The 16291-nt window shown below is 63.2% G+C and carries 25 protein-coding genes; 18 read left to right on the forward strand and 7 right to left on the reverse strand.

What is annotated here, in order from left to right:
* From tuf to K225_RS0116370, 13 genes are all read left to right on the forward strand, one after another.
* The coding region (tuf, locus tag K225_RS0116310; protein WP_026436684.1) for an elongation factor Tu at positions 1 to 1049 on the forward strand (1049 nt) is incomplete at its 5' end.
* Positions 1050 to 1075: 26 nt separating this feature from the next.
* Positions 1076 to 1387, forward strand: coding sequence for a 30S ribosomal protein S10 (rpsJ, locus tag K225_RS0116315; RefSeq protein WP_026437399.1), 312 nt, complete (start codon positions 1076 to 1078; stop codon positions 1385 to 1387).
* A gap of 212 nt (positions 1388 to 1599) precedes the next feature.
* Positions 1600 to 2274, forward strand: a complete 675-nt coding sequence (gene rplC, locus K225_RS0116320) for a 50S ribosomal protein L3 (protein WP_015012188.1) — start codon at positions 1600 to 1602, stop codon at positions 2272 to 2274.
* Positions 2274 to 2894 carry a 50S ribosomal protein L4 gene (rplD, locus tag K225_RS0116325; protein ID WP_008906425.1) on the forward strand — a complete coding sequence of 207 codons (621 nt, stop codon included), beginning with the start codon at positions 2274 to 2276 and terminating at the stop codon, positions 2892 to 2894. The genes rplC and rplD overlap by 1 nt, the downstream gene beginning before the upstream one ends.
* A complete protein-coding gene (gene rplW / locus K225_RS0116330; protein WP_007847815.1) occupies positions 2891 to 3205 on the forward strand; it encodes a 50S ribosomal protein L23 in 315 nt (104 codons plus the stop codon). Before rplD ends, rplW begins: the two co-directional genes overlap by 4 nt.
* Before the next feature lie 2 nt (positions 3206 to 3207).
* Complete coding sequence (gene rplB, locus K225_RS0116335; protein ID WP_026437400.1) at positions 3208 to 4032, forward strand: 50S ribosomal protein L2; 825 nt, start codon at positions 3208 to 3210, stop codon at positions 4030 to 4032.
* Between the two features lie 10 nt (positions 4033 to 4042).
* Positions 4043 to 4321: a 30S ribosomal protein S19 gene (gene rpsS / locus K225_RS0116340; RefSeq protein WP_005796963.1), complete on the forward strand. Its 279-nt coding sequence runs from the start codon at positions 4043 to 4045 to the stop codon at positions 4319 to 4321.
* 9 nt (positions 4322 to 4330) lie between these two features.
* Entirely contained in the window at positions 4331 to 4663 is a 333-nt protein-coding gene (rplV, locus tag K225_RS0116345) for a 50S ribosomal protein L22 (protein WP_005796970.1), read from the forward strand.
* Between the two features lie 14 nt (positions 4664 to 4677).
* A complete protein-coding gene (rpsC, locus tag K225_RS0116350; RefSeq protein WP_026437401.1) occupies positions 4678 to 5559 on the forward strand; it encodes a 30S ribosomal protein S3 in 882 nt (293 codons plus the stop codon).
* 2 nt (positions 5560 to 5561) lie between these two features.
* A complete protein-coding gene (gene rplP, locus K225_RS0116355; protein WP_005796975.1) occupies positions 5562 to 5978 on the forward strand; it encodes a 50S ribosomal protein L16 in 417 nt (138 codons plus the stop codon).
* A gap of 16 nt (positions 5979 to 5994) precedes the next feature.
* Positions 5995 to 6189: a 50S ribosomal protein L29 gene (rpmC, locus tag K225_RS0116360; protein ID WP_024813779.1), complete on the forward strand. Its 195-nt coding sequence runs from the start codon at positions 5995 to 5997 to the stop codon at positions 6187 to 6189.
* A 9-nt stretch (positions 6190 to 6198) separates the two neighbouring features.
* On the forward strand, positions 6199 to 6468 hold the full coding sequence (rpsQ, locus tag K225_RS0116365; protein WP_026437402.1) for a 30S ribosomal protein S17: 270 nt from the start codon (positions 6199 to 6201) through the stop codon (positions 6466 to 6468).
* Between the two features lie 115 nt (positions 6469 to 6583).
* Entirely contained in the window at positions 6584 to 7090 is a 507-nt protein-coding gene (locus K225_RS0116370; protein WP_026437403.1) for a peroxiredoxin, read from the forward strand.
* Between the two features lie 62 nt (positions 7091 to 7152).
* On the opposite strand, the gene K225_RS0116375 is transcribed toward K225_RS0116370, so the two are convergent.
* Positions 7153 to 7644: a GNAT family N-acetyltransferase gene (locus K225_RS0116375; RefSeq protein ID WP_026437404.1), complete on the reverse strand. Its 492-nt coding sequence runs from the start codon at positions 7642 to 7644 to the stop codon at positions 7153 to 7155.
* A 309-nt stretch (positions 7645 to 7953) separates the two neighbouring features.
* Positions 7954 to 8457, reverse strand: a complete 504-nt coding sequence (locus tag K225_RS0116380; RefSeq protein ID WP_026437405.1) for a peroxiredoxin — start codon at positions 8455 to 8457, stop codon at positions 7954 to 7956.
* Between the two features lie 180 nt (positions 8458 to 8637).
* On the opposite strand from K225_RS0116380, the gene K225_RS0116385 reads away from it, so the two are divergent.
* The 4 genes from K225_RS0116385 to ptsP all read left to right on the forward strand — a co-directional run bounded on the left by K225_RS0116385 (position 8638) and on the right by ptsP (position 11786).
* Positions 8638 to 9165, forward strand: coding sequence for a hypothetical protein (locus K225_RS0116385; RefSeq protein WP_026437406.1), 528 nt, complete (start codon positions 8638 to 8640; stop codon positions 9163 to 9165).
* An 84-nt stretch (positions 9166 to 9249) separates the two neighbouring features.
* The gene (locus K225_RS0116390) at positions 9250 to 9699 is read left to right on the forward strand and encodes a PTS sugar transporter subunit IIA (RefSeq protein ID WP_026437407.1); all 450 of its coding nucleotides are present in this window, start codon (positions 9250 to 9252) and stop codon (positions 9697 to 9699) included.
* A complete protein-coding gene (locus K225_RS0116395) occupies positions 9668 to 9937 on the forward strand; it encodes an HPr family phosphocarrier protein (RefSeq protein WP_026437408.1) in 270 nt (89 codons plus the stop codon). Before K225_RS0116390 ends, K225_RS0116395 begins: the two co-directional genes overlap by 32 nt.
* A gap of 97 nt (positions 9938 to 10034) precedes the next feature.
* The gene (ptsP, locus tag K225_RS0116400; protein WP_026437409.1) at positions 10035 to 11786 is read left to right on the forward strand and encodes a phosphoenolpyruvate--protein phosphotransferase; all 1752 of its coding nucleotides are present in this window, start codon (positions 10035 to 10037) and stop codon (positions 11784 to 11786) included.
* A gap of 80 nt (positions 11787 to 11866) precedes the next feature.
* Here ptsP and K225_RS0116405 read toward each other — a convergent pair whose 3' ends face one another.
* From K225_RS0116405 to K225_RS0116425, 5 genes are read right to left on the reverse strand one after another with little or no spacing between them, the layout of a single operon-like run.
* Positions 11867 to 12700, reverse strand: a complete 834-nt coding sequence (locus tag K225_RS0116405) for a DMT family transporter (protein WP_026437410.1) — start codon at positions 12698 to 12700, stop codon at positions 11867 to 11869.
* A gap of 53 nt (positions 12701 to 12753) precedes the next feature.
* A complete protein-coding gene (locus tag K225_RS0116410; RefSeq protein WP_026437411.1) occupies positions 12754 to 13464 on the reverse strand; it encodes an AraC family transcriptional regulator in 711 nt (236 codons plus the stop codon).
* Positions 13465 to 13498: 34 nt separating this feature from the next.
* Positions 13499 to 14479, reverse strand: coding sequence for a lipoyl synthase (gene lipA, locus K225_RS0116415; protein ID WP_026437412.1), 981 nt, complete (start codon positions 14477 to 14479; stop codon positions 13499 to 13501).
* Positions 14480 to 14502: 23 nt separating this feature from the next.
* Positions 14503 to 15198 (reverse strand): lipoyl(octanoyl) transferase LipB, encoded by a 696-nt coding sequence (gene lipB, locus K225_RS0116420; RefSeq protein WP_026437413.1) that lies wholly within the window; start codon positions 15196 to 15198, stop codon positions 14503 to 14505.
* 3 nt (positions 15199 to 15201) lie between these two features.
* Entirely contained in the window at positions 15202 to 15519 is a 318-nt protein-coding gene (locus tag K225_RS0116425; RefSeq protein WP_051249025.1) for a YbeD family protein, read from the reverse strand.
* A gap of 288 nt (positions 15520 to 15807) precedes the next feature.
* Between K225_RS0116425 and K225_RS0116430 the strand changes: the two genes are divergently transcribed.
* The gene (locus K225_RS0116430) at positions 15808 to 16281 is read left to right on the forward strand and encodes an ATP synthase subunit I (RefSeq protein WP_026437415.1); all 474 of its coding nucleotides are present in this window, start codon (positions 15808 to 15810) and stop codon (positions 16279 to 16281) included.
* Positions 16282 to 16291: the final 10 nt, after the last annotated feature.

Here is a 16291-nt window from a genome sequence, read left to right on the forward strand (position 1 = left end):
ACCAGATCGACGCGGCACCTGAAGAAAAGGCCCGCGGCATCACGATCAACACCGCCCACGTGGAATACGAGACGGCCAACCGCCACTATGCCCACGTGGACTGCCCCGGCCACGCCGACTACGTGAAGAACATGATCACCGGCGCAGCCCAGATGGACGGCGCCATTTTGGTGTGCTCGGCCGCTGACGGCCCCATGCCCCAGACCCGCGAACACATCCTGCTGGCCCGCCAGGTGGGCGTGCCCTACATCATCGTGTTCCTGAACAAGTGCGACATGGTGGACGACGAAGAGCTGCTCGAACTCGTCGAAATGGAAGTGCGCGAACTCCTCGACAAGTACAACTTCCCTGGCGACGACACCCCGATCATCCGCGGTTCCGCCAAGCTCGCCCTGGAAGGCGACAAGGGCAAGCTGGGTGAAGAAGCCATCATGAAGCTGGCCGAAGCCCTGGACACCTACATCCCCACGCCCGAGCGCGCAGTGGACGGCTCCTTCCTGATGCCCGTGGAAGACGTGTTCTCCATCTCCGGCCGCGGCACCGTGGTGACCGGCCGTATCGAGCGCGGCATCATCAAGGTCGGCGAAGAAATCGAAATCGTCGGTATCAAGGACACCGTCAAGACCACCTGCACCGGCGTGGAAATGTTCCGCAAGCTGCTGGACCAGGGCCAGGCTGGCGACAACGTGGGCCTGCTGCTGCGCGGCACCAAGCGCGAAGACGTGGAACGCGGCCAGGTGCTGTGCAAGCCCGGCTCGATCAAGCCCCACACCCACTTCACGGCTGAGGTGTACGTTCTGAGCAAGGATGAAGGCGGCCGCCACACCCCCTTCTTCAACAACTACCGCCCTCAGTTCTACTTCCGCACGACCGACGTGACCGGCGCCATCGAGCTGCCAGCCGACAAGGAAATGGTCATGCCTGGCGACAACGTGTCGATCACCGTCAAGCTGATCAACCCCATCGCCATGGAAGAAGGTCTGCGCTTCGCTATCCGTGAAGGCGGCCGTACCGTGGGCGCGGGCGTCGTGGCCAAGATCATTGCTTAATTCATAAGCAGAACAAGGAACTTGCCATGTCCCAGCAAAAAATCCGCATCCGCCTGAAGGCGTTTGACTACAAGCTGATCGACCAGTCGGCTGCCGAGATCGTTGATACCGCCAAGCGCACCGGCGCCATCGTCAAGGGCCCCGTGCCTCTGCCGACGCGCATGAAGCGGTTCGACATCCTGCGCTCGCCGCACGTCAACAAGACCAGCCGCGACCAGCTCGAAATCCGCACGCACCAGCGTCTGATGGACATCGTGGACCCGACGGACAAGACCGTTGACGCCCTGATGAAGCTCGACCTGCCCGCTGGCGTGGACGTCGAAATCAAGCTGCAGTAATGGCTGTTGCCTGAGGGGCCAGCCCCTCAGGCAATGTCTCGATAACGCGAACTTGCTTGAAAAAGCAGTTCGCGTTATACTTTAGGGCTTCGCTTGATTTGCGCCTTTCATGGGCGTTCTTCGTGTGGAGTTTTATTAACCGTCTTTCATGCACGCGAGTGCAAACGCTGCAGCCAATTGAAGTTGCGGCGGTGGAAGTTTTGGAGAAACAAATGAGTCTGAGCAACTCCCTCGGGTTGCTGGGTCGCAAAGTGGGCATGATGCGTCTGTTCACCGATGATGGGGACGCAGTGCCTGTCACGGTGGTGGATGTGTCCAACAACCGCGTTACCCAGGTCAAAACCCAAGAGAACGATGGCTACGTGGCCCTGCAGGTCACGTTCGGTTCGCGCAAAGCATCGCGCGTGACCAAGCCAGAAGCCGGCCACCTTGCCAAGGCAGGTGTGGAAGCCGGTGAAATCATCCAGGAATTCCGCGTGACCGCAGAAACCGCTGGCAAGTACGCCGCCGGTGCTGCAGTGCCTGTGGCGGATGTCTTTGCTGTCGGCCAGAAGGTGGACGTGCAGGGCACCTCCATCGGTAAGGGCTACGCCGGTACCATCAAGCGCCACAACATGAGCTCGCAGCGCGCGTCGCACGGTAACAGCCGTTCGCACAACGTGCCTGGCTCGATCGGTATGGCACAAGACCCCGGTCGCGTGTTCCCCGGCAAGCGCATGACGGGCCACCTCGGCGACGTCACCAAGACCACGCAAAACCTCGATGTCATCCGCATCGACGAAGCGCGTCAACTGCTCTTGATCAAGGGCGCCATTCCGGGCTCCAAGGGTGGGTTCGTGACCGTGCGTCCCGCCATCAAGGCCAAAGCCTCCAAAGGAGCGAACTAATGCAGCTCGAACTCCTGAATGACCAGGGCCAAGGCGCATCCAAGCTGGATGTTCCCGAAACCGTGTTCGGTCGTGAATACAACGAAGATCTGGTGCACCAGATCGTGGTGGCCTACCAGGCCAACGCACGCCAAGGCACTCGCGCCCAGAAGGACCGCGAGCAAGTCCGTCACTCGACCAAGAAGCCTTTCAAGCAAAAGGGTACGGGTAACGCACGTGCAGGTATGACTTCCTCGCCACTGTGGCGCGGGGGCGGTCGGATTTTCCCGAACATGCCTGATGAAAACTTCACGCAGAAGATCAACAAGAAGATGTACCGCGCTGGTATGTCTGCCATCTTGTCGCAGCTGGCCCGCGAAGGCCGCCTGGCGGTGGTCGATTCGCTGAAGCTGGATTCGCCCAAGACCAAGGTCCTGGCCGACAAGTTCAAGGCGATGAACCTGCAATCGGTGATGGTGATCGCCGATGAAGTCGATGAAAACCTGTACCTGGCTTCGCGCAATCTGGTGAACGTGCTCGTCGTCGAGCCCCGTTACGCCGATCCCGTGTCGCTGGTCCGTTTCAAGAAAGTGCTCGTCACCAAGGGTGCAATCGACAAACTCAAGGAGATGTTCGCATGAGCACACTCAAGTTTGACGAAGGTCGTCTGATGCAAGTATTGGTCGCTCCCATCGTGTCCGAAAAGGCCACCATGGTTGCCGAGAAGTCCAATGCTGTGACGTTCAAGGTGCTGCAGAACGCAACCAAGCCAGAAATCAAGGCCGCTGTGGAATTGATGTTCAAGGTCGAGGTCAAGGGCGTTTCTGTGGTGAACACCAAAGGCAAGACCAAGCGCTTCGGCAAGACCGTTGGCCGCCGCGACAATGTTCGCAAGGCATACGTCACGCTGCAGCCAGGTCAAGAGCTGAACCTGTCCGGGGAGGCCGCGTAATCATGGCTGTCATCAAGATGAAACCCACTTCGCCCGGCCAACGTGCTGTGGTGAAGGTCACGCGTGACCACCTGTACAAGGGTGAAGCGTACGCCCCTCTGCTGGAGCCTCAGTTCCAGAAGGCCGGTCGTAACAACAACGGTCACATCACGACGCGCCACAAGGGCGGTGGTCACAAGCACCACTACCGCGTGGTGGACTTCAAGCGCAACAAGGACGGCATCGCCGCCAAGGTTGAGCGCATTGAATACGATCCGAACCGTACGGCCCACATCGCCCTGGTGTGCTATGCCGACGGCGAGCGTCGTTACATCATTGCCCCCCGTGGCCTGGAAGCCGGCGCAACGCTGATGAGCGGTTCGGAAGCCCCGATCCGCGCAGGCAACACGCTGCCTATCCGCAACATCCCTGTGGGCTCGACCATCCACTGCATCGAGCTCAAGCCCGGTGCCGGTGCCCAGATCGCCCGCTCGGCAGGTGCTTCGGCAACGCTGCTGGCCCGTGAAGGCATCTACGCCCAGGTGCGCATGCGTTCCGGTGAAGTCCGCAAGATCCACATCGAATGCCGCGCCACCATTGGCGAAGTGGCCAACGAAGAGCACAGCCTGCGCCAACTGGGCAAGGCCGGTGTGAAGCGCTGGATGGGTATTCGTCCTACGGTTCGCGGCGTGGCCATGAACCCGGTGGATCACCCTCACGGTGGTGGCGAAGGCCGCACCGGCGAAGGCCGCCATGCAGTCGATCCTTGGGGCAATCTGACCAAGGGTTATCGCACCCGTAACAACAAGCGCACACAGGTCATGATTGTGTCGCGTCGCAAGAAGTAAGGGGTAACAGATGACTCGCTCTCTTAAAAAGGGTCCATTTGTTGACCATCACTTGCTGGCCAAGGTCGAAAAGGCCGTTGCCACCAAGGACAAGAAACCAGTGAAGACCTGGTCGCGTCGCTCCATGGTTCTGCCCGAGTTCATCGGTCTGACCATCGCCGTGCACAACGGCAAGCAGCACGTACCTGTCTACGTCACCGACCAGATGGTGGGCCACAAGCTGGGCGAATTCGCCCTGACGCGCACCTTCAAGGGTCACCCCGCGGACAAAAAAGTCCAGAAGAAATAAGGAACGACCATGTCTGAAACACGTGCAGTCCTCCGGGGCGTCCGTCTGTCGGTCGACAAAGGCCGTCTGGTCGCTGATCTGATCCGCGGCAAGAAGGTGGACCAGGCCCTGAACATCCTGACGTTCACGCAGAAAAAAGCTGCGGGCATCGTCAAGAAGGTTCTGGAATCGGCGATCGCCAATGCCGAACACAACGATGGCGCCGACATCGACGAACTGAAGGTCAAGACCATCTACGTCGAACAAGGCACCACGCTCAAGCGCTTCACCGCGCGCGCCAAAGGCCGCGGCAACCGCATCAGCAAGCCCACGTGCCATGTGTACGTGACGGTTGGTAACTGAGGCCAAGGAAGACTATGGGACAGAAAATCCATCCTACCGGCTTCCGCCTCGCGGTCAGCCGCAACTGGTCCAGCCGCTGGTACGCCAGCAACCGCGATTTCGCGGGCATGCTGGCCGAAGACATCAAGGTGCGCGAGTACCTGAAGGCCAAGCTCAAGAACGCGGCTGTGTCGCGCATCCTGATCGAGCGCCCCGCCAAGAACGCCCGCATCACCATTTACTCGGCACGTCCGGGCGTGGTGATCGGCAAGAAGGGTGAAGACATCGAGAACCTGAAGAAGGAACTCGCGTCGCGCCTGGGCGTGCCGGTCGCAGTGAACATCGAAGAAGTGCGCAAGCCTGAAATCGATGCCAAGCTGATCGCCGACAGCATCACGCAGCAGCTCGAAAAGCGCATCATGTTCCGCCGCGCCATGAAGCGCGCCATGCAGAACGCCATGCGTCTGGGTGCCCAGGGCATCAAGATCATGTCGTCCGGTCGTCTGAACGGTATCGAAATCGCTCGCTGCGAGTGGTACCGCGAAGGCCGCGTGCCACTTCACACGCTGCGTGCCGATATCGACTACGGTACCTCCGAAGCCAAGACCACCTATGGTGTGATCGGCGTCAAGGTCTGGGTCTACAAGGGTGACACCCTGGGTCGCAACGATCTGCCCGCCGTGGAAACCCCACGTCCGGAAGAAGAGCGTCGCCCACGTGGCCCGCGCCGTGATGGCCGCCCAGGTGGCGACCGTCCAGGTGCAGGCCGTGGTCCCCGTCGTCCCATGGGTGCCAACAGCGCCCCTGCCGATGGCAGCGACAAGCCCGTCGGCGCCGGTGGTGCCGATGCAACCGCCGTTAAGCGCGTTCGTAAAGTTGACGCGCCCGCTACAGCAGCGGACGGCAAAGGAGAATAAAGATGCTGCAACCTGCTCGCCGCAAATACCGCAAGGAGCAAAAAGGCCGTAACACCGGCGTCGCAACGCGGGGTGCCTCCGTTGCGTTCGGTGATTTCGGTCTGAAGTGCACCGATCGTGGCCGTCTGACGGCCCGCCAGATCGAAGCTGCACGCCGTGCGATTTCCCGTCACGTCAAGCGTGGCGGCCGTATCTGGATCCGCGTGTTCCCGGACAAGCCCATCTCTACCAAGCCCGCAGAAGTGCGTATGGGTAACGGTAAGGGCAACCCCGAGTACTACGTGGCTGAAATCCAGCCCGGCAAGATCGTTTTTGAAATCGTGGGTGTGCCTGAAGAACTGGCCCGTGAAGCGTTCCGCCTGGCTGCCGCCAAGCTGCCGCTGCGCACCACCTTTGTCAGCCGCCTGATTGGCTCGTAATTCAGGAGAACATGCAATGAAAGCTACTGAACTGCGCCAAAAAGACGTTGCCGGCATCGAAACCGAAATCAAGGCCTTGCAAAAAGCCCATTTCGGTCTGCGCATGCAGAAGGCTACGCAGCAACTGGGTAACACCAACACGCTGCGTACCACCCGTCGCGACATCGCTCGCGCCAAGACCATTCTTGCTGAAAAGCAAGCCGCCAAGTAAGGAGCCATCATGACGGAACCTAAAAAATCCCTCAAGCGCACCTTGATTGGCAAGGTGGTCAGCGACAAGCGTCAAAAGACCGTGACGGTGCTGGTCGAGCGCCGTGTGAAGCACGAGCTCTACGGCAAGATCGTTGCCAAGTCGAGCAAGTACCACGCCCACGACGAAAACGGTGACTTCCATATCGGCGACGTGATCGAAATCACCGAGAGCCGTCCGCTCTCCAAGACCAAGAACTGGGTCGCGACCCGTCTGGTGCAAAAGGCCGGCCTGCTCTAAGCCCTAAGGGCGCAAGCCTGCAAGGACCTTCAAAACGACCCACAATGTGGGTCGTTTTGCTTTGTGGGGTGCACATTGCACCCCGGCGGACTGCCCCAGTTTCTTGGAGATGAAGATGATCAAAGTCGGTGATACCCTGCCTGCCACCACCCTGATGGAATACTCGGAAGTCGAGGGCGAAGGCTGCAGCATTGGCCCCAACCCCGTGCCCGTGGACAAGGCCACCGCCGGCAAGACCATTGCACTGTTTGCCCTGCCTGGCGCCTTTACGCCCACCTGCTCGGCCAAGCATGTGCCCGGTTATCTGGCGAAGGCGGCCGAGTTCAAGGCGGCTGGCGTGGATGAGATCTGGTGCGTGAGCGTCAACGACGCCTTTGTCATGGGCGCCTGGGCCCGCGACCAGAAAACCGGCGACAAGGTGCGCATGCTGGCCGACGGTGATGCCGCCTTCGCCAAGGCCACGGGCCTGACACTGGATCTGACGGGCAAGGGCCTGGGGTTGCGCAGCAACCGCTATTCGATGCTGGTGCGCGACGGCAAGGTCGTCACGCTCAATATCGAAGCGCCTGGGCAGTTTGCCGTGAGCGACGCCGACACGCTGCTGGCGCAAGCCAAGGGTTGAAGGTTGCTATAAAATAAATAGCTGCTGGCGTTTGGTTTATAAGCGCTGGCAGTCTATTGGCTTCAAAGGATGTCCGCCTTGAGGTAATGGGCCCCGGCAATGGGGTTGTGGTAGTAGGGTGGAATGTCCTCGAAACCGAGGTCGGCATACAGGGCCCGCGCGGATTCCATGTCGTCCAGCGTGTCGAGCAGCACGCAGGCATAACCTTTTGCCCGGGCCGCATCCAGCGCGGCCTCGGCCAGTTGCCGGCCCAGGCCGAACCCCCGAAACGCCTTGCGCACATACAGGCGTTTCATTTCAGCGGCATTGGGATAATCTGCCGCGTCCAGCGGACGCAATGCGCAGCAGCCGGCAATGGATCCATCGACCTCGGCCAGCAGCAAATCCCCGCGCGGTGGGGCATATTCACCTGGCAGCTGGGCCAGTTCGGTCTCGAAATCCTGAAAGCACAGGTCGATGCCGAGGCTATCGGCATATTCCCGGAAGATGGCACGCACCGCATCCAGCTCGTGGGGGAGGGACGGGGTCAGCAGGGTGACAGGTAGCTTTTCCACAACGCAGGCTGGCTGATTCAAAGGAATCAGTGTAGCGGCACCTGCGGAAGTCACTTTTTCATCCATCAAGCCTCACGCGGCCGTGGCATTTCGCGCGGCGCCCGCACCCAAGGCCATGACGGCGAATGCCGCCACCCCCAGGGCCATTGCGCAATACCCCGCCGTAGATGCCAGACCGCGGGATGGTGACGAACGGGTCGGGATAGCGGATGCTATAAAATAAATAGCATTTGCGCTTTCCCCTCCGGCACCAAAAGCCTGTTGGACGAAGACAGTCCTTTGGCGTCAGGTGCGGGGAGCCGTGCCAGCTCAGGTTTCCGCCAGCAGCTTCTCGATCAGCCGGTGCAGTTCTGGAAAGTCGGGGGCGCCGACATAGCTCTTCACGATCTCGCCGCGCTTGTTCACGATGAACGTCGAGGGCGTCAGGCGCACATCGCCCCAGGCCTTGGCCACCGCGCCCGTGTTGTCGAGCGCCACCTTGAACGGCAGCTTGCGCGATTCGGCAAAATTCACCACGTAGCTGGGCGGGTCGTAGCTCATGGCCACGGCCAGGGTGTCGAAGCCCTTGGTGTGGAATTTGTTGTGGGTGGCGATGATTTCGGGCATTTCCGCTACGCAGGTGGTGCAGCTGGTGGCCCAGAAATTGACGAGCGTCACCTTGCCGCGCAGGTCGGCGGTGGTCTGGCTGGAGCCGTCCAGCAGCACAAACGTGGATTCCGGTGCCACCGAGCGCCCGGCGTCCAGATACACCCATGCGCCCACGCCCGCGAAAGCCACCAATGCGGCGCCGACTGCCCAATGCTTGATACCCATGACATCCTCATCCAAAAAAGCGGTGGGCAAGCGCCCAAGCCCGCATTGTGCAGGACTGCCTGCCCCGCCAGTTCCGCAGCCCTTTATGACCCTGGAAGACAGATCGCGTTGCACCATAAAAGTTCGCCTTCTGGTGCACAAGTCGTTTTGCGGCCATGCGCTGTTGCCCATAATCGGACCATGAACCGGACATTGCCCTGGGCTGCGGCCCTGCTGCTGGCGGCATGCAGCCCCGCACTGAACTGGCGCAGCGTGCCGCTAGCCGGCGCTGCGCTCACGGCCACCCTGCCGTGCAAGCCCGACCACGCCACGCGCACCGTGGAAATGGCGGGGGTACCGGTGGAGCTGGCCATGGCGGGCTGCGAAGCCGACAGCGCCACGTTTGCCATCTCGCACGCCGCGCTGCCCGATCCGGCCCGTGCCGATGTCGCGCTGGCGCACTGGCGGGCAGCGGTGCTGGCGCGCCTGGAGGCTGCCAGCGTGCTCTCCGAGCAGCCGTTTGCGTTCGCGGGCACGTTGCCATTGCCGTCCTCGGTGCGCCTGGTGGCGCAGGGCCGGCGTGCGGATGGCGCGGCGGTGACGGTGCAGGGCGTGTGGTTTGCGCGCGCGCTGGGCCAAGAGGTGCGGCTGTACCACGCCGTGGTGTACACCGACAAGCCCCGGCCTGACGTGGCCAATGCCCTTTTTGCCGGCCTGAATTTGCAGTGAGCCCGATGCCATTGCGCGCGGCCATCGGGCTGACCGTGGTGGACTCCATTCGGCCCGCCATAATGCAAGGCAAACCATCACACCATGAGCACCAGCATTCTCATCATTGCCCACGCCCCGCTGGCCCATGCCTTGCGTGAATGTGCACTGCACGTGTTTGCCGACTGCGGCGACAGTGTGGTGGCGCTGGACGTGCAGCCCAACGCGGCGCCTGAAGCCAGCCTGGCCCAGGCACGCCGCTTGCTGGAGCAGCTGGGGCCCCATTCCACGCTGGTGCTGACCGACCTGTTTGGCGCCACGCCCTGCAATATCGCCCAGCGCCTGGTGGACGGCGTGGGCTCGCGCCTTGTAGCGGGCGTGAACCTGCCCATGCTGCTGCGTGCCGTGAGCTACCGCGCTGAACCCCTCGATGCCGTGGTGACCCGCGCTGTGGTGGGTGGCACCCAGGGGGTGATGCAGGTGGCCATTGCAGCGCCGCAGAACCAGACTCGACGAAACTCCCATGATCAAGACCCGCACGACCATCAACAATAAGCTGGGCCTGCATGCCCGGGCGTCTGCCAAGCTGACCAAGCTGGCGGGCAGCTTTCCCTGCGATGTTTTCATGAGCCGGGGCGATCGCCGCATCAATGCCAAGAGCATCATGGGCGTGATGATGCTGGCCGCGGGCATGGGCACCGAGATTGAAATCGAGACCATTGGCGAGCGCGAACAGGAGGCCATGGATGCGTTGCTCGCGCTGATCGCCGACAAGTTTGGCGAAGGGGAATGACGGTGAGCCCCCTGCGCCCCGATCGCGCGGGAGGCGGTTCCTCCGGGATGCGTGCGGGCAACGCGGTGGTTGAACGCTTGCCAGAAAAGGATCTTCGATGACGTTTTCCGTCCACGGTCTTGCGGTTGCACGGGGCATCGCCATAGGCCGGGCCGTGCTGGTGGCGTCCAGCCGCGTGGATGTGGCGCACTATTTCATCCAGCCCGAGCAGGTGGCGGCGGAAATCGAGCGGGTGCGCCAGGGGCGCAACGCGGTGGCCGAGGAGTTGCAGCGCCTGCAGGCCGACATGCCGCACGATGCGCCACCCGAGCTGGCCGCGCTGCTGGACGTGCACCTGATGCTGCTGCAGGACGAGATGCTCACCGGCGGGGTCAAGCACTGGATCTCCGAGCGCCTGTACAACGCCGAATGGGCGCTGACCACGCAGTTCGAACTGATTGCGCGCCAGTTCGACGAAATGGAAGACGACTACCTGCGCGAACGCAAGGCCGACCTGGAGCAGGTGGTCGAGCGCATCCTGCGCTACATGAAGGGCGTGGCCAGCCCTGTCGCGCCGCCTGCCAGCAGCCCGCGCAAGACCCAGCAGGACCTGCTGCTCGACGATACGGTCGATGTACCGCTGGTGCTGGTGGCGCACGACCTGTCCCCGGCCGACATGCTGCAGTTCAAGCAGAGCGTGTTCGCCGGCTTCGTGACCGACGTGGGCGGCAAGACCTCGCACACCGCCATCGTGGCGCGCAGCATGGACATCCCGGCGGTGGTGGGTGCGCGTGCGGCCAGCCAGCTGGTGCGCCAGGACGACTGGGTCATCATCGACGGCGATGCCGGGGTGGTGATCGTCGACCCATCGCCCATCATCCTGGCCGAATACGGTTTTCGCCAGCGCCAGGTGGCGCTGGAGCGCGAGCGCCTGGCACGCCTGCGCCATACGCCCGCCATCACCATCGATGGCCACAAGATCGAATTGCTGGCCAACATTGAACAGCCCGGTGATGCCGCCGCTGCCGTGCGCGCGGGCGCCGTGGGGGTGGGCCTGTTTCGCAGTGAATTCCTGTTCATGGGCAAGAATGGCAACCTGCCCGGCGAAGACGAGCAGTACCGCGCGTATTGCGAGGCGATTGACGGCATGCAGGGCCTGCCGGTCACCATCCGTACCATCGACGTGGGCGCCGACAAACCGCTCGACAAAGGGGGCAAGGACACGCACCTGAACCCTGCGCTGGGCCTGCGTGCCATCCGCTGGAGCCTGGCCGATCCGTCCATGTTCCGCAACCAGCTGCGCGCCGTGCTGCGCGCGGCGGCCTATGGGCAGGTGAAGCTGCTGTTTCCGATGCTGGCGCATCGCCACGAAATCGAGCAGACGCTGGCCCAGGTCGAACTGGCGCGCGCCGAACTCGATGCCCGGGGCGTGCCCTACGGCCCGGTGCAGCTGGGCGCCATGATCGAGGTGCCGGCGGCCGCGCTGATGGTGCGCAGCTTCCTCCACTATTTCGATTTCCTGTCCATCGGCACCAACGACCTCATCCAGTACACGCTGGCCATTGACCGCGCCGACGAGGCGGTGGCGCACCTGTATGACCCGCTGCACCCGGCCGTGCTGCGCCTGGTGGCCGATGTGATTGCCGAGGGCGAGCGCCAGGGCAAGAGCGTGTGCGTGTGCGGCGAAACTGCGGGCGATGTGACCATGACCCGCCTGCTGCTGGGGCTGGGGCTGCGCAGCTTCTCCATGCACCCGGCGCAGATCCTGGCCGTGAAGCAGGAAATTCTGCGGGCCGACACCCGCAAGCTGGCACCATGGGCGCAGCAGGTGCTCGCAGGTGACGAGCCCGCCGCGCTGCTGGTGTCATAGCGTACTTCGTTGCTATTAAATGTATAGCTTTTGGCGCTTTGGGGATAAGCGCGGAATGCCCGTTTCCTTGAAATTCTTGATCAGCGTGCCCGCATCCCCATCACCGCCGCGCCGATGATCATCACCGTGGCCAGCGCAATGCTCCAGCTGAAGGGGCGGCCGCTCACCACCAGCAGCAGCGCGGTGGATGCCAGCGGTGTGATGTAGCTCAGGATGCCGATGTGCCGCGCATCCCCGAGCTTGAGCGCCTTGTCCCACAGAAAGAACGAGGCCCCCAGCGGCCCCAGGCCCAGCACTGCCAGCAGCGCCCAGTCGCGCGGCTGCAGCGCCACGGCAGGCTCCAGCACGGCGTGGCACAGCAGCGAGAGCGCGCCCGACACCAGGCCAAACAGGCCGATGGCCGTGGTCGGGAAGGTGGCCACGCGCTTGGTCAGCAGCGAATAGGTCGCCCAGATGAACGCCGCCGCCAGCGCGGGCAGGTAGCCCCAGGCCAGCGTGCCGCTCAGCTCGCGCCCGCCCACGATGGCAATGGCCGCACCGCCAAAACCCAGCAGGGCCGCCAGCACATGCGGCAGGCGCAGCGCCACGCCGGGCAGCACCACGGGCGCCAGCACCACGATGAACAGCGGCCATAGGTAGTTGACCAGGTTGGCCTCGACCGGCGGCGCGTGGCGCAGCGCGATGAACAGCAGGAAGTGGTAGGCAAACAGGCCATACACCCCCAGCGCCAGTGTGCGTGCAGGAATGCGCCACTGCGAAGGGTCGCGCAGCACAAACGGCCACGCAGGCACGCTGCCGACGATGAGCGCGATGCCCGTGAGCAGAAACGGTGGAACATGGGTGAGCGACACGCCCAGCGAGGCGAGCGAGGCCCACAGGGCGATGGCGCCCAGGGCATAGAGGTTGGCTTGCATGGGCCGAGCTTACGCGCACCGGTCGTCGCGCAACGGCGGTCTGTCGTCGCGCGTCAGGGGTTGCTGTGGCGGCGCAAAGCGGCCGTGAGCGCCGAGGGCGAACGGTAGCCCGTGCGCCGCGCTACCTCGGCCACCGCCATGCCGCTGCTGCGCAGCAGCCGGGCCTGTGCCAGCCGCTGGCCCCGCAACCAGGCCATGGCACCCATGCCCTGGTCGTCCCGGCAGCGGGCGGCAAACTGGCTGGAGCTCAGGTGCACCTGGGCCGCCAGGTCGGCTACGGTCAGTTCACGGTGCCATTGTTGCGCGGCCCATTGCTGCAGCGCGGGCCAGTCGATGGCACGGCGCCGCGTGGGGCTGCGCAGGGGGGCGTCGGGGTAGGGGCTGCCCAACCAAGCCTCCAGCAGCAGGGCGGGGCCGTGGGCTTGCGCCAGGGGGCGGCCTTGATGCAGTGCGCCGGCCAGGTAATGCGCCAGGGGTAGCGCGTCGGCTGGCGGTGTGGTCGCGCGGCGTGGGCTGGCGCAGTGCGCCCAGTCAGGGTGGGTACTGTCGAGCACCAGGCACACGCTGCCATGGGACGATTCAAAGTCGTGCCGATCTCCCGGTGCGATCACGCAGCCGCCGCCGGGCGCCACGCGCACGCCGCGCCCCGCCACCTCCAGGTCCAGCGCGCCAGAGAGACCGAGCAGGATCTGGAAGTGGTCATGGCTGTGGCTGCCCGGCGATGCGCCGTAGCGCCGCAGCGAGAGCAGACCAGTCGGGCCCATGGGCGAACTGCGGACCGGGTGGCGCGTGCGGGGCTTACACGCCGGCGGCGTGCGCCTGCTGGTCCGCGTGGTAGCTGCTGCGCACCATGGCACCCACGGCAGCGTGGCTGAAGCCCATCTTGTAGGCCTCCTGCTCGAACATCTTGAAGGTGTCGGGGTGCACGTAGCGGCGCACGGGCAGGTGGCTGTTGCTGGGTGCCAGGTACTGGCCGATGGTCAGCATGTCGATGTTGTGCTCGCGCATGTCGCGCATGACCTGCAGGATCTCTTCGTCCGTCTCGCCCAGGCCCACCATGATGCCGCTCTTGGTGGGCACGTTGGGGTGCAGCGCCTTGAACTTCTTGAGCAGGTTCAGGCTGAACTGGTAGTCAGAGCCGGGTCGGGCTTCCTTGTACAGGCGGGGCGCGGTTTCCAGGTTGTGGTTCATCACATCGGGCGGCGCAGCCTTGAGGATCTCGAGTGCGCGGTCATCGCGGCCACGGAAGTCGGGCACCAGGATCTCGATCTGCGTGCTGGGCGACAGCGCGCGGATGTTCTGGATGCACTCCACGAAGTGGCCGCTGCCGCCGTCGCGCAGATCGTCGCGGTCCACGCTGGTGATCACCACGTATTTGAGCTTGAGCGCGGCAATGGTCTTGGCCAGGTTCAGCGGCTCGTCCTTGTCCAGCGGGTCGGGGCGGCCGTGGCCCACGTCGCAGAACGGGCAGCGGCGCGTGCATTTGTCGCCCATGATCATGAAGGTGGCCGTGCCCTTGCCAAAGCACTCACCGATGTTGGGGCACGAGGCCTCTTCGCACACCGTGTGCAGCTTGTGCTCGCGCAGGATCTCCTTGATCTCGTAGAAGCGCGTGGTCGGGCTGCCAGCTTTCACCCGGATCCACTCGGGCTTCTTGAGCACTTCACCCTGTTCCACCTTGATGGGAATGCGCGACAGCTTGGCCGCAGCTTTCTGCTTGGCCAGAGGGTTGTAGGCTTCGGTGGATTGTGCTTCGCGAACGACTTCAGGGGTGCTCATGGCGTGTAGACGGCGTGTGGAGGTCAGGGAGCGAGGCGAATGCTGAGCTGCTGGCCCAGCACCTGCGCGGCTTCTTCCCAGGTGGTGTGGACCCCGATTGTAGAAAGGTCGACGGTTTTCAATCCTGCGTAACCGCAAGGGTTGATGCGTTCATAGGGCTCCAGGTCCATCCCCACATTCAGCGCCACGCCGTGGTAGGTGCAGTGCCGGCTGACCTTGATGCCCAGGGCGGCAATCTTGCCCAGGCCGTCGAAGTCGGGCACGGGGGCTGCGTCGCCGGTGCGCTTTTGCGGGCGCTGGGGCAGTAACGCATGGCTGTGCGGGTCATCCAGGCGCACATAGATCCCGGGGGCGCCGCCCACGCGGTGGCCCGTCACGCCAAAATGCGCCAGCGTGCGGATCACGGCCTCTTCCATACGGTAGACATATTCCTTGACGAAGTAGCCGGCGCGCTGCAGGTCGATCAGCGGATACGCCACCACCTGGCCTGGGCCATGGAAGGTGACCTGCCCGCCGCGATTGGTTGCCACCACCGGAATATCGCCCGGCTGGAGTATGTGATCGCTTTTTCCTGCAATACCTTGTGTGTAAAGCGAGTCATGCTCGCAAATCCAGAGCAAGTCGGGGCTTTCGGAGGTGCGGCAGGCGGTGTAGTCCTGCATGGCTTGCACGGTGGCGGCGTAGTCGACCCGGCCCAGCCTGCGGATGTCGATGGCCATGCCTTACAGCACCACTTTGACCAGGGGGTGGGACGACAGGGCCCGGTACAGGTCATCGAGCTGTGCGCGGCTGGTGGCGGTGATGGTGATGGTGACGCCGAGATAATTGCCGGCGCGGCTGTCGCGCAGTTCAATCGTGGCGGCGTCGAAGGTCGGGTCGAACTGGCGGGCCAGCTCGGTGACTGCATGCACGAAGCCGTCCACCTTGGCGCCCATGACCTTGATCGGAAACCTGGAGGGGTATTCAATCAGCGAGTCTTTGCGCGGATCGTTGGCCTGGCGGTCGATGCCGTTTGCGGGCGGTAGAGTGGAAGATGTCATGGTGCTGAGGATTGTGGTTTCTGCTGCGGATTCAATAGCTGGCAAGGCTCTGGCATTGTGCGCTACAGGCCTCGCAAGGGCATGAGGATGGTGGGTCGGGTTGTGCCCGTTGGGTGTGCGCAAGGTGTGGCGAGTCCAGGTATGGCGCGTTGGCGCATCGCCACAACGGCGCGCACCAAGCATCGATCCTGGCTCCGGAATGCAGGTTTTTTGTCTTGCCTCACGGGTTTTTACTTATAATTAGAGGCTTTGTAAATTTCTGGTCTTTAACGCGGGTGTCATTCAACAATGAAAACAATCGCGCCAGAAACTGAATCTGAGGCTGAAGAATCTGACTTCAAGCCCCTGACGGCCCAGGAGGCTGAACAGTGGCGCAGTCGCCATCCTCCCATTTCGGTGTGGAAGGTGGTGGCGGGTCAGGCGCTGGTTGGGATGCTGGTGGCCCTGGTGGCTTGGGTCTTGACGGGCAGGGCGTCGGTGGGCTGGTCTGCAGCCTATGGTGCCCTGGCGGTAGTGGTTCCGGCTGCGCTGTTTGCCCGTGGTGTGTTTCGCCGCAAGGCGTCTGGCAATCCTCGGGCGGCCATGGTGGGGTTCTTTGGCTGGGAAGTCGCCAAGATCGTGTTGACAGTGGCGCTGCTGGCGGCGGCCCCCCGGTTGGTGCCGGGATTGAACTGGATCGCCTTGCTGGTGGGTATGGTGATCACAATGAAAACGTACTGGGTGGCACTTTGGGTGCGGCCTGGTGTCCGAAAAACCGATTGATAGAGAGAAG

The sequence above is a fragment of the Acidovorax sp. JHL-9 genome (genome assembly GCF_000426205.1).
Lineage (GTDB): Bacteria > Pseudomonadota > Gammaproteobacteria > Burkholderiales > Burkholderiaceae_C > Acidovorax > Acidovorax soli.

What these genes read in the sequence shown, in the direction of transcription:
- rpsJ (WP_026437399.1), top strand. Translation starts at nt 1,076, where the DNA reads ATGTCCCAGCAAAAAATCCGCATCCGCCTGAAGGCGTTTGACTACAAG.
- rplC (WP_015012188.1), top strand. Translation starts at nt 1,600, where the DNA reads ATGAGTCTGAGCAACTCCCTCGGGTTGCTGGGTCGCAAAGTGGGCATG.
- rplD (WP_008906425.1), top strand. Translation starts at nt 2,274, where the DNA reads ATGCAGCTCGAACTCCTGAATGACCAGGGCCAAGGCGCATCCAAGCTG.
- rplW (WP_007847815.1), top strand. Translation starts at nt 2,891, where the DNA reads ATGAGCACACTCAAGTTTGACGAAGGTCGTCTGATGCAAGTATTGGTC.
- rplB (WP_026437400.1), top strand. Translation starts at nt 3,208, where the DNA reads ATGGCTGTCATCAAGATGAAACCCACTTCGCCCGGCCAACGTGCTGTG.
- rpsS (WP_005796963.1), top strand. Translation starts at nt 4,043, where the DNA reads ATGACTCGCTCTCTTAAAAAGGGTCCATTTGTTGACCATCACTTGCTG.
- rplV (WP_005796970.1), top strand. Translation starts at nt 4,331, where the DNA reads ATGTCTGAAACACGTGCAGTCCTCCGGGGCGTCCGTCTGTCGGTCGAC.
- rpsC (WP_026437401.1), top strand. Translation starts at nt 4,678, where the DNA reads ATGGGACAGAAAATCCATCCTACCGGCTTCCGCCTCGCGGTCAGCCGC.
- rplP (WP_005796975.1), top strand. Translation starts at nt 5,562, where the DNA reads ATGCTGCAACCTGCTCGCCGCAAATACCGCAAGGAGCAAAAAGGCCGT.
- rpmC (WP_024813779.1), top strand. Translation starts at nt 5,995, where the DNA reads ATGAAAGCTACTGAACTGCGCCAAAAAGACGTTGCCGGCATCGAAACC.
- rpsQ (WP_026437402.1), top strand. Translation starts at nt 6,199, where the DNA reads ATGACGGAACCTAAAAAATCCCTCAAGCGCACCTTGATTGGCAAGGTG.
- K225_RS0116370 (WP_026437403.1), top strand. Translation starts at nt 6,584, where the DNA reads ATGATCAAAGTCGGTGATACCCTGCCTGCCACCACCCTGATGGAATAC.
- K225_RS0116380 (WP_026437405.1), bottom strand. Translation starts at nt 8,457, where the DNA reads ATGGGTATCAAGCATTGGGCAGTCGGCGCCGCATTGGTGGCTTTCGCG.
- K225_RS0116385 (WP_026437406.1), top strand. Translation starts at nt 8,638, where the DNA reads ATGAACCGGACATTGCCCTGGGCTGCGGCCCTGCTGCTGGCGGCATGC.
- K225_RS0116390 (WP_026437407.1), top strand. Translation starts at nt 9,250, where the DNA reads ATGAGCACCAGCATTCTCATCATTGCCCACGCCCCGCTGGCCCATGCC.
- K225_RS0116395 (WP_026437408.1), top strand. Translation starts at nt 9,668, where the DNA reads ATGATCAAGACCCGCACGACCATCAACAATAAGCTGGGCCTGCATGCC.
- ptsP (WP_026437409.1), top strand. Translation starts at nt 10,035, where the DNA reads ATGACGTTTTCCGTCCACGGTCTTGCGGTTGCACGGGGCATCGCCATA.
- K225_RS0116405 (WP_026437410.1), bottom strand. Translation starts at nt 12,700, where the DNA reads ATGCAAGCCAACCTCTATGCCCTGGGCGCCATCGCCCTGTGGGCCTCG.
- K225_RS0116410 (WP_026437411.1), bottom strand. Translation starts at nt 13,464, where the DNA reads ATGGGCCCGACTGGTCTGCTCTCGCTGCGGCGCTACGGCGCATCGCCG.
- lipA (WP_026437412.1), bottom strand. Translation starts at nt 14,479, where the DNA reads ATGAGCACCCCTGAAGTCGTTCGCGAAGCACAATCCACCGAAGCCTAC.
- lipB (WP_026437413.1), bottom strand. Translation starts at nt 15,198, where the DNA reads ATGGCCATCGACATCCGCAGGCTGGGCCGGGTCGACTACGCCGCCACC.
- K225_RS0116425 (WP_051249025.1), bottom strand. Translation starts at nt 15,519, where the DNA reads ATGACATCTTCCACTCTACCGCCCGCAAACGGCATCGACCGCCAGGCC.
- K225_RS0116430 (WP_026437415.1), top strand. Translation starts at nt 15,808, where the DNA reads ATGAAAACAATCGCGCCAGAAACTGAATCTGAGGCTGAAGAATCTGAC.